Below are 12,859 nucleotides of genomic sequence, written 5' to 3'. Positions count from 1 at the left end.
TGAATATGCGGAGAATTAATAAGCGACCTTAAACGAACAAACGAGGCGCTTATGAACTCCGCAACCCGCCAAACAGAGCAGGCGTTTTTCCGGCCTGCCGATGCGTGCCGCTATCTTGGTATTGGCAGAACCAAGCTGCACGACCTTACCGAAACAGACCCCGACTTCCCCAGAAAGATCAGGCTTTCCCCTCGCTGCGTGGGCTGGACTCGCGGCCAACTGGATCAGTGGCTGGAAAAGAAAACGGCGGAGGTGACTGTATGAGTGCCTACGTCACAGTCCCCGTCGCATCCGAGCAAACCGGCGTCAGCCGTCTGTTAATCGAGAGCGCAATCCGTGAAGGCGAGATCCCGGCTTGGAATTGCCAGGGCGAGGCTGTAGTGATTCTGGCTGATGTTCGCGCTTACAAGGCCCGCATTCTAGCGGACAGGGAGGCCAACAATGGGGAATCTTGAGGGAATCACCCCCGCCCCGGCGGCAACCGGGAACGAGGGGGCAAAGCAGAGCGGGCGGCTCAACTCTGATTATACCGCAACTGAGCGGGAAGTAACCAGCAGCACCCCGGTTTTCCCGCTCTATACGTCAGTGAAGGCGAAAGCCCCGGAACGGCTAATCAGTCTCGATGAACTGGCCGTTATGATGATGAACCCCACGGAAGGCCCGAAGGATCAGGCGGCCATCATTACGCCATTCCAGGCGCAAGGCAAAAAGAAAACGGACGCCCTAAACGCCGACTTCTACGCTATGGCGCTGGACCATGATGATGATGACCTTGAGCGGGAATCTTTAGCCGAGCTGTATCAGCCGTGGGGTATGGCGTGGACTGTGTTCGCCTCTGCAAGCCACCAGCAAGCCAAGCATGGTGTGGTCGCCAATCGCTGGAAGGTAGGCATTCCGTTCAGTCGCCCGGTAGGTTATGAGCGGTACGTGATGCTGGCAGACGGAGCCCGGCTAATGGCAGGCACTGACAAAGTGCAGGCCCGCGTTCAGCAGGTCATATACGCGCCCAACGTCATTACCAATGACGCGCCCTATGACTACATTCACCACGAACCGGACGCGCCTTTTCTGGACCCGCTGGATGACTCCCATCCGTTCATAGCGGCATGCCTGGAGGCGTACCAGAAGGAACAGGAACGCCAGCAAGCGGAAGCGCAAAAGGCCCCACCGAAGCCCCGGCGCGAAGTCTCAGAGGCTGATGGGCGCATCATAGACAAGGTGGTTTCTTCCTTCATTCTGGAGGGCGAGCTACAGGCCAACGGCTACCGAGAAGTAGGCAAACGCTACCTGTCACCCTACAGCACCACCGGCACGCCCGGCGTCATCATCCTGACCGGCGAGGATGGGAAGGAACGCGCCTATTCCCACCACGGGGCGGATGACCCCCTTTCGAACCTCAACAATAACGGGCACGCGCTGGACGTGTTCGACGTGCTTTGTATTTTCGAGTACGGCGGAGACGTTAGCCGAGCTGTTGCGGATCTGGCCCCCAAGGTAGACCCGGAAGGCCAGAAGGAACGCCAAAAGGAATACGCGCAGAAAAACGCCAAGGTAGAGGCGGAATCCATGCTCAGTGATAGCGCCAACTGCCCGCCACCGGCTGACCTGTTCGGCAAGTTCACCACGCCCGCGTTCCCCGTGGAGCTGATGCCAGCGCCGATCCGTGACTATGCGGAAGATCAGGCGGAACTGATTGGCGTAGACCCGGCCATTATCACCATGGCGGCACTCGGAGCCGTGGCGGGCTGTCTGGATGACCGCGTGGAGATCCAGCCGAAGCGGTACGACCCCACCTGGACGGAATCCGCCCGGCTGTGGATCGGCATTATTGGCGACCCTTCCGCGAAGAAAAGCCCCGGCATTAAGAAGGCCCTTTCCCCTGTTCGCAAGATCGCCGCCGAATGGCGCGAGGAATACGCGAAGAAGATGAAGGCATGGGAAGAAGCCTGCAAGCAAAAGGAAAAAGGCGAGGAAGATCCGCCCGCCCCGCAACTGCGCCGCCTGACCACCAGTGACGTGACCGTAGAGAAGCTGGGCGACATTCTCGCCAAGTGCGACCCGCGCGGGATCATCGTAGACAAGGACGAGCTAACCGGCTGGCTTGCCAGCATGGACGCCTATAAAGGCGGATCAGGCGGCAAGGATAAGGCCGCATGGCTGGAAGCCTACAACGGCGGAGGGCTGGAGATTGACCGGATCGGGCGCGGCTCCACATGGGTAGAGAACTGGAGCGCGTGCGTTATCGGCGGCATTCAGCCCCAGGTCATCAACGAGTACGCCAACGCCAACAACCACGACGGCATGCTTCAGCGCTTCATGCTGATCCACGCAGCATCCGCACAGCAAGGCGTAGACCGCCGCCCCAATATGCAGGCGAAGGAAGACTATGAAGCCCTGTTGCGGCAACTGGTGGGCACTCAGGCGGGCAATGAACCCGTCACCCTGTCACCGGAAGCCCACGAAGTGCGCGAGGCATTCAACGACCGCCTTCATAGAGCTGTCACGACCATGCCTAACCGTCACCTGACCGCAATGCTGGGCAAGTGGGAAGGGCTGTTTTCCCGCGTCTGTCTGGCGTTTCACGCGGCTGAATGCGCTCATTGGATGGAGCACCCGACAGCCAACCAGGTCAGCCGGGAAACCGCTCAAAAGGTGGACCGCTTCCTATGGAACGCCATGCTTCCGCACGCGATCCAGTTTTATGACGGCATGGACCCAACCGAGGATCAGGCCAGGCAACTAGCCGGGCTGGTGCTGGCTCGCCAGTGGAGCCGATTCACCGTTAAGCGTGACCTCCATAACTACATGCTCGCCTATCGCAAGATGAAGGAATGGGAGCGCGAGGAAATGCTAGATCGGCTGGAGGCTTACAACTGGATAGGCCCGGAGCCCGGCTGTCGGCTGAATGAGCGAGGCCGCCCAAGCGCCTATCTGGTGAACCCGCAGATTCACACCATGTACCAGGACCACGCAGAGCAGGAACGCGAGAGACGGCAGGAAGTCGCCCGGATCATGGCGGATCTGAAAGAAGGCGGGTGAATGTAGTAAATGTAGTATGCGCGCGCGTAACGGTAATGAGTCCACGGATGGAGTAAAGAGGGAGAGAAGGGAATTTCTTTTTTAGCACGGGCGCGCGTACTACATCCTCTACATCCACGGGGAAACAGACTGGCTAAAGATTAGAAACCGGAGACACCAATGAAACAGATCAACGAAACAGACATAAAACGCGCCGCCCCCGAGGGCACCGCCGAAACCCTGGAGCAGCTACTGGCACAGCTCCACGAGGCAATGCAGACCGACGCAGAGCAGACGCGCAACAGGTGGGCAGAGGTTATCGAGGAACTGGCCCATGTAAGGAAGGCGTCACCCTTCTATCGCTGGGCAACGGAAAAGCTGAACCGTCGCGTTATCGAATCAATCTGGACCCTGGAGGGCAAGCAATGAGGCTTCCGAAACGACCCAACGACCTGACCCCGGCAACCGCCCGCCTGGTTGATGGGGTACTGGTGGAGCTGTACGAGATCCGACACGTCCATGAGCTGGCCGAAGCTGGCGAAGATCACAGGGGCAACCGGGCCGATGCAGCACAGGCACATGACGAACTGCGCCGACTGCTGGCGGACGCACCGGCCTCTCTGGAGCAATGGGCCAAACGTGCCCGTTACGTTGCGGACATCATGCTCACTGAACTGATGGGGAGTAATGCGGCATGACAGACAAACAGGAACAAGACCAATCCGCAGCACGCAAGCGCCTTGTCAACGCTATGGATCAGGCACGCGGGAGGCTACCGGCTGACACTCTCGCCCTGCTTCTGGTGGATCAAGCGGATGATGCACTGGTTGAAGCGATAGGCACGACTGGCGCCTCTGCATGGCTCCGCCGCTGGCTGCAAGATACGACCGGCACACGAGTCGCACACAACGCCACACAAGGCCGCGCATTGATAGGCACGGCAGACATGGAGGACGGCATACATGGGTATTGAACACGCCACACATGGGCTCTCAGGAAGCGGTAGGGGCGCATTCTGTCTTACACAGGCAGGTCACTGGACCGTTGAGGGTAGCCAAATAAACACGCCGAATCGGGCAACCATTTTTGTAGATAACGAGGTAGACAGCAATGAGTAAACAAACAGCTCCAGAGTATTTAAGCGAAACCGCCCAGGAATGGTATGAGCGAGCCGTGACCGAGTTCGGCCTTGAGACTTCCGGGGAACTGGCCGTACTCGCTGAGGCCGCGTCCAGTATGGACAGGATAGCCGAGTGCCGGGAACTGATTAAACGGGATGGACTTGTGATAGAGGGCTCTCGCGGGCTGGTGTCGCACCCTGCTACGCGAATGGAACAACAGCATCGAGGGCTCGTTCTACAGGCATGTAGGCAGCTCGGAATCAGCTCACCCGTGGAGTCGTAACGATGGCAAACCCGCGCAGGCGAAAGGCTTTCAAAGACAACGTGTCTCCGGCGGAACTGTCGTGGCTGACCGGGGAAGGTATCGAGGCTCTGACCGGCATGGATCGGTGGATGTTCGATCAGCTCCAGGCTGGTCAATGCAGTTGGTTCAAGGGCCAACCCCGCCGCCCGGATGAGCTTCTGGAGCGGTTCGCCGCGCTGGTGCCGGATGACCGGCTAGAGGAACTACGGGGTGCCCTCGCTGATGGGGAGGGGCGGTAAATGCCCTAGACCAAGAGGCTTTATAGACCAGAGGGTATATCCATCTTCTAATCCTAGTCTGATTTTTAACCAATCATTGGAGTAAGCTACATGGCGAACAGAAAGCAACGATCCGACAGCATCACACAGCACGGCGAGTGGAAACGAGGCTCACTGCCCTATCCGCCCGATCACGTAAATTTGCAGGAATCGGCCAAACCCTTCTGGTGGTCGATCATTGCAGCCAAAGCACCAGACGCATGGACAGCGCCCGACCTTGAGCAAGCTGCCGAGCTGGCCCGGACTAAAGCCGACCTGGAGCGGCTACGCGGTCAGATTGCAGAAACCGGCGACCTAACCCCCGATGGCGAGAAGATCCACCCGCTACGCAAGCTGGAGGAAACGCTGGTGGCACGCAGTATCCGCCTTTCCCGCGCCCTTCAAGTTCACGCGCTCGCAACAGTCGGCCAGTCAGGCGACCAGCGGCAACGGAACCAGGATTGGCGCGATACGGCAGGCGCTGGCAGTGATGATGATTTGATTCCGGGAGGTAGGCACTAATGAGCAAAGTAACGAATTTACAGAGCAGGACGTACAGGCACCAGCAAGACCTAGCCAACGCCCTGGCACGGGAGCTGATCGACCAGGGTGGCTCCGCTATTGGGCAAGCCCAGGTTACCGCCTTGGTGGCGGGCAAACTAGCCGCAAGGGCTGGCCTGGACTCGGAGACATATATGGTGTTCGTTCGGGAGCTATGCGAAGCCGTGGCGAATGAGGCCGGAGTCTCCGCAGAATCTGCATATAACCATTCAAGTCACTAAAACCTTTTGCTATAATGAAATGGAATAACGGGCACGACCGCCGGTTATATCCAGACCATGGACATAGAGAGATCAGACATGAGCATCCTAGACAAAACAGCAGAGCTGCTGACCGGAAAAAAGAAACAATCCTCCGCAGACCTTTGGGCCGCCCATCAAGAGGTACAGAACCGACTCGGTGAAATCGAACGCGAGGTGAAGGCGATCAAGAGCCGCGATCTTGAGGCCGCCCGCGAAACGGGGACAGCCGAACAGGTGCGAGCCCTGGAAAGCCAGCTCGAAGCGCTCCAATCAGAGGAACGCACCCTGCTGGCCCGCCGCAGTCGCATTTTCAAGGAAAGGCAGAACGCCCGCGCCGATGAGGCTGTCAGGGATGCGGCAAAGACTAAGAAGGCGCTGAACGAGGCCGTATCCCATGCCGAGCAGCTACGCGAGCAACTGGCCGCCGCTGAGTCGGAAGTTAATCGTCAGATGACCGGCCTCCGCGAGATGCGTCAAATGGCCGGCAACAATGCGGCGCTGGACCTTGATTCCGGGCTGGCTCAACGGCTGGCGTTCGTTATCGTTGGCCCTGGCAATCACAGGACTACCGTTGGAGATCGTGATCGTCTGGCCCGTGAGTTCGCCCCGCCGAAACGTCAGCCCCAGCCCGCAGCGCAAGCTAAAGGCGGTTTGGTCAAGGAGGGCACAGCATGAAAGAGCTAGCCGAAAACCGAAAGGACGCCCGCCCTCAACGAACCAGCGAGGACGAAAACTATACGGGGGTGGCACGCCATCCCCTCGCCCGTAGGTGGCTGGAAAGGTGTATCGCCAGCGAGCGCCGGAAAGGTGTAGCGGCTGGTCCTGGCGAAACACGGGAACGGCATTATCGCCGAGCCGAGTCGCTGCGCAGCCAGCTAAAGCCGGGGGGTGCATCGTGAAACTTAAAGGTTACGCTGCTGTATTCAATTCGGACAGCGAGAATCTGGGCGGATTCGTTGAACGGATCGCGCCCGGCGCTTTTGCGGGCACCCTGCGCCAACAGGATCAGGTGCTGTTGAACGGCCATGATTCAGGCAAACCCCTTGCCCGCGTATCCGCTGGCAATCTGCAACTATCCGAGGATGATACAGGACTGAGGTTTTCAGCGGATCTGCCGGATACACCTGGAGGCCAGGAGCTGCACGGGATCGTGAATGGCCGCGTGGTCATTCAGATGAGTTTCGGATTCAGTGTTAGCCGCGCCGCTGATGAGGTTTGGGAAGAAGGGCCGGACGGGCTCCTGATTCGCACGTTGAAGCGCGTTTCCCTGATGGAGATTTCCCCGGTCACGTTCCCCGCCTATGCGGCAACCAGCGTCAGCGCTGGCGATTCTGTCAGCGGCAAGAGATCCGCTCCAAGCAAGGCTAAGGCACAACGCAAAGGCGGAACCGCCGTGGTATCGCGATCAGGTGGGCCGCTTCCATCATGGGAACGCAAGCGTATTCAGGACAAGATGAAATCCGGCATCAACGCACGTGACCCCATCGCGGGCATCGTCGTTGGTGCCCGCTGAGGTTTGACCAACCTCGACCCGTGCGTCTCTCTGCTGCCCCGGCGCTGGCAGTGGTCGAAAAAGCGCCGCCCTCGCTCGCTCTGAGGGTTTCCCCGCCCCGCTATGGTTCGCCCTGGTGGGGTTTTTTTGTGCGCGGGTCTATGCAAAATCGTTCTAAGCAGGTTTTGCTTTCCCTGTACCTGACCTAAACCACAACCTGAACATATACGACCCATCCTATTGATCCGTAACGCCACAAACCGCCATGCAATCCGCGTGACTTGGCCATAGAGACATATGCCATATTGATCTAAGGCCCGCGCCTTGGTGGTGTCGCCATAGCCCAGAAAATCGAGGAGGCGCTGGCTGGGCGGCAGGGTAGGCCAGAGAAAACCTGCAAACATTTGCAGGATTCTGAGGAACCACAAGGCAATTCCCGCGACCTAGCCGCCTCTGCCGTGGGCTGGTCTGGTGAGAAGTACAGGCAGGCAAACCACCCACCACCAGACCGGCTAAAAAGTGGGCAAAATGGCCCGCCGTTGTTCGCGTTACCCTGTTACGTTTGTATTACGTCAGCCGGTTTTGCGTAACATAAGGCCGTTTCCGGCTTACCCGGAAGTCTGCAAGATGCTGATTTAGAAGGGAATAATGGTCGGCGTGGCAGGATTCGAACCTGCGACCCCTTCCTCCCGAAGGAAGTGCGCTACCAAACTGCGCCACACGCCGTTATCAGGGCTGGGATGCGGCCTTGCCGCAACGGGAGCGAATTATCGGGACTGTGACGTACTTCTGTCAAGCTGGACTGGCCAATAAGTCCGATCCGGAATGCAAAACGTAGCCTTCCGCATCTAGAATGAATAATGTGTTCAACCGCCAGAGGATTGCATGCCCCTACCCCCCTTCCCTTTTGACAATAGCTATGCACGGCTTCCCGAACACTTCCATCGGCCTGCCCAGCCGGCCCGGGCTCCTGACCCGGAGCTGATCCGTTTCAACAGTCCGCTCGCCGAGGAGCTGGGCATTGACGTCAATGAGTCCGATGAACACGAGCTTGCCGCGGTTTTCTCCGGTAACAGCCTGCCTGAGAACGCCGAGCCTACTGCCCTCGCCTACGCCGGTCACCAGTTCGGCAACTTCGTGCCCCAGCTGGGCGACGGCCGCGCCATTCTGATCGGTGAGGTCATCGACCAGCACCAGAAACGTCGCGACATCCAGCTCAAGGGCGCCGGGCGTACCGAATTCTCCCGTGGCGGTGACGGAAGCGCGCCCATAGGCCCGGTGATCCGCGAATACATCGTCAGCGAAGCCATGCACGCGCTGGGCGTTCCCACAACCCGTGCGCTCGCAGCGGTAACCACAGGCAACGCGGTCATGCGTGAGCAGCCCGAGCCCGGTGCGGTACTGACCCGGGTGGCGGCCAGCCATATCCGGGTGGGCACCTTTGAATATTTCGCCTACCGGCGGGATACCGATGCCATCCGCACCCTGGCCGACTACGCCATTTCCCGGCACTACCCATCGCTGATGTTCGAGGATCAGCCCTACCAGGAACTGTTCAGGGCCGTGGCGCAACGCCAGGCCGAGCTGATCGCGGACTGGATGAGCATTGGGTTCATCCACGGCGTCATGAACACGGACAACATGGCCATCAGCGGTGAAACCATCGATTACGGCCCCTGTGCTTTCATGGACCAATACCATGCCAACACCGTATTCAGCTCCATAGATGCCATGGGGCGCTACGCCTACAGCAACCAGCCCGAGATCGGATACTGGAACCTCGCCCGCTTTGCCGAATGCCTGCTCCCGCTGTTTGATGGCGAAAAGGAAAAGGTTGTCGAAACGGCAAAAGCCATCCTTGGTGAATACCGGGAACACTACAACAGCGCCTGGCGTAACCGTTTCGGCCGCAAGCTCGGCATCAGCAGCCTTACCCAGGAAGATGAAGCCGTGGTGCACGAACTGCTGGGGCTCATGCAGCAGATCGGCAGTGACTTCACCGCTACGTTCCGCGAGCTGACCCGGCTCGCCCATCAGGGCAACGTGCAGGAGGCCGCAGCCGCGCTTTTGGGCGATACACAGCAGGCGCGGGACTGGAGTGCACGCTGGATCGCGCTGCTCGACACTCCCGAAGCGATGTGGCAGGCGAATCCCGCCATCATCCCCCGCAACCATCAGGTAGAGGCGGCCATCAGCGCTGCCCGTCAAGGTGACCTGCGGCATTTCCATGATCTCATGGCGGCACTGGAAGCCCCCTTTTCAGCTACCTCTGACGCCTCCCCATACCGGCACCCGCCTGCACCGGAAGAACAAGTGGCCAGAACCTTCTGCGGTACCTGAGTTGCACAGTTCACATTCCTGAATAGCCGCTATTATCAAAACGGCCATTCTTTCTCATTTCCGGCCAAGCCGCTTGGCACGTACGTCTGCCTCTGTATAGTGCCCACAGCTGTACGCCGGATCTCGATTCGTCAATTTGACATTAATTAACGAATAACCGGCCAATTCCATAGGATTGCCAAACAATTACATTATCGGGAATGATGGATTCCGGAGGGCTCTCAGGATGGATGTGCCTACTCACTCAGTTCAGGATGCTCAGGCTTACGATGTTCCCATACTGCCCACGCGGTATGTGACACACTTCCTGCGCTTCATGGAACAGTACGGTATCCGCCCTCCCGCTCTGCTGGAGGGCACGGGGCTTGACGCTTCCGAGCTGGAAACCAGTGAGGAAGGCATGACCATGAATGAGCTGCTCATACTGCTCCGGCACGCCAGCGAACTATCCGAGGATGAGCGTCTCCCCTTCGAGTTCGGCAAACAGCTCGACATCAATGCACATGGCCTGGTTGGCGCCGCTGTCCTCTGGCAGAACGACTACTTCCGCCTTGTAGAGATGATCATCGAATATGAGCGCGTCTGCCTGCCAATCCATGACCTGCGCCTGACTCTGAAGGACGAAACGGTACAGATCCAGCTCCATGACATCTGGGATCTGGGCAGCCTGCGCTCGTTCATGATCCGGATCTACATGGGCAGCATCTATGAACTATCGCGCCATATCTGCAGGGATATGCTCCTCGAGTTCGATACCCCTACGAACCTTACCCCCGAGCAATGGCAGACAGCAGCCCCCGAGGCGGTAATCCGCTTCAATGCCGGCGCTGCCTGCGCGACACTGCACCCGGCCCAGCATACGGCCTCCAGCATTGGGCAGGAGCTGTCCTCGTTCCTTGCAAGGCACCGGTCGCGCCAGGATCTGAAGGCATCCGATGACCACAGCAGCGTCACTGAGCGGGTACGCCGCCAGATTCTCGATGACCCGGGCCTGAACTGTACGCTGGAACGTATTGCCCAGAACCTCCAGATGACCCCCCGTTCACTGCGCCGCCACCTGCAGACCGAAGACTGCTCTTTCAGGGATCTGCGCAACGAGATCCGCTGCCATTACGCAGACCGCTACCTGGCCGATACCCGGATGCCACTGAGCACCATCGCCTACAAGCTCGGCTTCAGTGACCAGGCCAGCTTCACCCGCGCCTACCGTTCCTGGACCGGCCGTACACCCGGGCAGACACGCCGCCGCATCTGACCACCGCCTCTTCCTCATTCCCCGATCACCCTGCCGCCGCCCCCATTGCAGGGGCAAGCCTGCAATGTCCCCTCGCGTCCCCAGAAATGAACAATCGCTCATCCTGTGTTCACAGCCACCAATTGACGTTCATCACGAATTCGACAACCGACCGCCCCAATAACCGTTTTTAACAATCCTGTTTCCTTTTTGAGCAATGACCCCGGACCAGCAGACACGCGAGTGTTGGAGGTGCCGGGACCGTTACAGGATGCGCCTTCTTGGTCCCGACACCGTGAATACAACAAACAATGAGGATGACGTTGATGAACGCCATAACCGAAAAGCCTACAAGTAAGCCCGGGCGCCTGCTGCTCAGCAGTGCCGTTGCCGCGCTGCTTGCAACGGGCGCAACCACAGTCAATGCCGAAGAGGTCTCGCTGACCGTCGAGCACACCTGCCCGCTGCCGATCATTGGCGAGCAACCGCTGGTGTCCGAGATCAGCGCGGACCTGCCCGCGGAGGTGACCGCTGGTGAATCAACCGGCGAGCTAAACATCAACGCGGTCACCACCATCAACAACACGGCCCGGCAGGGGCTCTACGCCGTCGGGGGTCGTACCCTGGAAGGGACCGCGACAGCGGAGAACAACATTGCCCTTCCGGAAAGTGACCAGCCGCTTTCAGTAACCCTGAATATCCCGCAGCAGCCGATTCCGGGTGAAAGTGGCTCGTTCACAGTGGACTCCAGCGCCACTGTCGATCCGCTCACTTTTGACAACCCCGGACAGGGCACCATTACCGTTGGCGATCTTCAGCTGGACCAGATCGTTCGTGATGTGGACGGTAATATTGCCAACGACCCGGTAGGCGAGTTCACCTCTGACTGCACCCTTGTCGGCAACATGGAAGACATGGTGCTGCATACCTTTGAAGTGGTGCCGGACGAGACACAGCCTGCCAATATCACGGTTGATCCGCAGGATACACTCGACCTGGGCAGCGCGATGGCCGGCAGCCCGCTCAATGGCAGCATCACCGTTGGCAACGACGGCGGCGAGGCGCTGAATGTCAACAGTGTGACCATTGCCGGCGCCAATGCCGACCTGTTCACCCAGAGCAACGACTGCACCACGCTTGATCCGGGTCAGAGCTGCTCCGTGGATGTGAACTTCCAGGCAAGCCAGCCGGGTACTTACAGTGCCAGTGTCCAGATCGACTCCACAGATCCGGATGCCGAAGACTCACCCAAGGTGGTCGACCTCACCGCCGAGGCGACAGAGCAGCCCAAGCCCGCGCTTGAGCTCAGCGCCCCGGAAGTTGATTTCGGCACCATTGACCTGGCCAATACCAACAGTGCTGAACAGACACTGGATCTGACCAACACAGGGGAGGCGAACCTTGAGATCAATGATCTGAGCATTGCCAACAACCCTGACGGTGTCTTTACCCAGACCAACGATTGCCCGAGCGGCCTTTCTCCGGAGCAGTCCTGCACTGTTACCGCGACTTTCCAGACCAACCAGGTCGGTGACTACAGCGCGAACCTCGAGGTTGCCACCAATCTTGAGAACTCTCCGGAGACGGTAACACTGTCCGGCACAGCCGAAGACACCAGCGGCGATAACGGTGACGGCGATAACGGTGACGGCGATAACGGTGACGGTGACAACGGGGACGGAGACAACGGTAACGGCGGTTCCGAACCCGTTGACGTCACCTTTGATCTGGAAGGCGTCACCAATGTCTCAGCCAATGGCTCCGACGTACCGCTGAACGGCCAGATCGATAGCCAGATCAACCTGGGCACCGGTGAGTTCACTGCGGACCTGCAGCTTGACCCAACCCAGGCCCAGTTCCAGATCTCCGAGCTGTTCCACAAGATCCAGGGCCGTGCGGACATCGAGTTCGAACCGGTTGGTGAAACCACCGGCACCCTCGACCTCGAAACAGGCCAGCTGACCGCGGAAAGTGAACTGATGATCAAGATCCCCGAGGCACGGGTCTCCATCATCGGCTTCGGCTTCGGCTCGGATGGCATCCGGATCGGCGGCGGCCACTCCTGCCAGACCGCAGAGCCGGCCACCATCAACCTCTCGAGCCCGGAAGGCGAAGAGTTTGATCCGCTCCAGGGCGGCACCGTCACGGGTACCTATGTTGCACCGGAACTTGAGGATTGCGGCCTGCTGACCGGCATCCTCAACGAGTTCTTCGAAGGTCCGGGCAACACCATTGAGCTTGAACTGTCGCCCCGTTTCGAGGAGTAACGGGGAAACAGAGAGGGCGGCCC

At 59.1% G+C, this 12,859-nt stretch carries 14 protein-coding genes and 1 tRNA gene; 14 read left to right on the top strand and 1 reads right to left on the bottom strand.

Annotated elements, in window-relative coordinates:
* Positions 1-51 precede the first annotated feature (51 nt).
* From CK501_RS05765 to CK501_RS05710, 11 genes are all read left to right on the top strand, one after another.
* On the top strand, positions 52-264 hold the full coding sequence (locus tag CK501_RS05765) for a helix-turn-helix transcriptional regulator (protein WP_095616794.1): 213 nt from the start codon (positions 52-54) through the stop codon (positions 262-264).
* A complete protein-coding gene (locus CK501_RS05760; protein ID WP_095616793.1) occupies positions 261-455 on the top strand; it encodes a MerR family transcriptional regulator in 195 nt (64 codons plus the stop codon). Before CK501_RS05765 ends, CK501_RS05760 begins: the two co-directional genes overlap by 4 nt.
* Positions 442-3,039 (top strand): DUF3987 domain-containing protein, encoded by a 2,598-nt coding sequence (locus tag CK501_RS16865; RefSeq protein WP_198949412.1) that lies wholly within the window; start codon positions 442-444, stop codon positions 3,037-3,039. Before CK501_RS05760 ends, CK501_RS16865 begins: the two co-directional genes overlap by 14 nt.
* Positions 3,040-3,198: 159 nt before the next feature.
* Positions 3,199-3,447 carry a hypothetical protein gene (locus tag CK501_RS05750; RefSeq protein ID WP_095616792.1) on the top strand — a complete coding sequence of 83 codons (249 nt, stop codon included), beginning with the start codon at positions 3,199-3,201 and terminating at the stop codon, positions 3,445-3,447.
* The gene (locus CK501_RS05745; protein WP_095616791.1) at positions 3,444-3,716 is read left to right on the top strand and encodes a hypothetical protein; all 273 of its coding nucleotides are present in this window, start codon (positions 3,444-3,446) and stop codon (positions 3,714-3,716) included. The genes CK501_RS05750 and CK501_RS05745 overlap by 4 nt, the downstream gene beginning before the upstream one ends.
* Complete coding sequence (locus CK501_RS05740) at positions 3,713-3,991, top strand: hypothetical protein (RefSeq protein ID WP_095616790.1); 279 nt, start codon at positions 3,713-3,715, stop codon at positions 3,989-3,991. The genes CK501_RS05745 and CK501_RS05740 overlap by 4 nt, the downstream gene beginning before the upstream one ends.
* 137 nt (positions 3,992-4,128) lie before the next feature.
* Entirely contained in the window at positions 4,129-4,422 is a 294-nt protein-coding gene (locus tag CK501_RS17235) for a P27 family phage terminase small subunit (RefSeq protein ID WP_095616789.1), read from the top strand.
* Positions 4,423-4,424: 2 nt separating this feature from the next.
* Positions 4,425-4,682, top strand: coding sequence for a hypothetical protein (locus tag CK501_RS05730; RefSeq protein ID WP_095616788.1), 258 nt, complete (start codon positions 4,425-4,427; stop codon positions 4,680-4,682).
* 90 nt (positions 4,683-4,772) lie between these two features.
* Positions 4,773-5,222, top strand: a complete 450-nt coding sequence (locus CK501_RS05725) for a TerS protein (RefSeq protein ID WP_095616787.1) — start codon at positions 4,773-4,775, stop codon at positions 5,220-5,222.
* Positions 5,223-5,560: 338 nt separating this feature from the next.
* Positions 5,561-6,178 (top strand): BAR domain-containing protein, encoded by a 618-nt coding sequence (locus CK501_RS05715; protein WP_143421390.1) that lies wholly within the window; start codon positions 5,561-5,563, stop codon positions 6,176-6,178.
* A 220-nt stretch (positions 6,179-6,398) separates the two neighbouring features.
* Complete coding sequence (locus CK501_RS05710) at positions 6,399-7,016, top strand: HK97 family phage prohead protease (RefSeq protein WP_158223056.1); 618 nt, start codon at positions 6,399-6,401, stop codon at positions 7,014-7,016.
* A gap of 628 nt (positions 7,017-7,644) precedes the next feature.
* Here CK501_RS05710 and CK501_RS05705 read toward each other — a convergent pair.
* Positions 7,645-7,721 (bottom strand) — tRNA-Pro (locus tag CK501_RS05705).
* Between the two features lie 159 nt (positions 7,722-7,880).
* Between CK501_RS05705 and CK501_RS05700 the strand changes: the two genes are divergently transcribed.
* The 3 genes from CK501_RS05700 (at position 7,881) to CK501_RS05690 (ending at position 12,836) form a co-directional block, all read left to right on the top strand.
* Positions 7,881-9,335 (top strand): protein adenylyltransferase SelO, encoded by a 1,455-nt coding sequence (locus tag CK501_RS05700; RefSeq protein WP_095616783.1) that lies wholly within the window; start codon positions 7,881-7,883, stop codon positions 9,333-9,335.
* A gap of 226 nt (positions 9,336-9,561) precedes the next feature.
* Entirely contained in the window at positions 9,562-10,590 is a 1,029-nt protein-coding gene (locus CK501_RS05695; protein ID WP_095616782.1) for a helix-turn-helix transcriptional regulator, read from the top strand.
* Between the two features lie 305 nt (positions 10,591-10,895).
* Positions 10,896-12,836: a choice-of-anchor D domain-containing protein gene (locus tag CK501_RS05690; RefSeq protein ID WP_158223055.1), complete on the top strand. Its 1,941-nt coding sequence runs from the start codon at positions 10,896-10,898 to the stop codon at positions 12,834-12,836.
* The last annotated feature ends 23 nt before the right edge of the window (positions 12,837-12,859 follow it).

The sequence above is a fragment of the Halovibrio salipaludis genome (assembly GCF_002286965.1).
In the GTDB taxonomy this organism is placed as follows: Bacteria; Pseudomonadota; Gammaproteobacteria; order Pseudomonadales; family Oleiphilaceae; genus Halospina; species Halospina salipaludis.
Note: the sequence above shows the minus strand (reverse complement) of the source record. Positions and strands in the feature narration are given on the sequence as shown.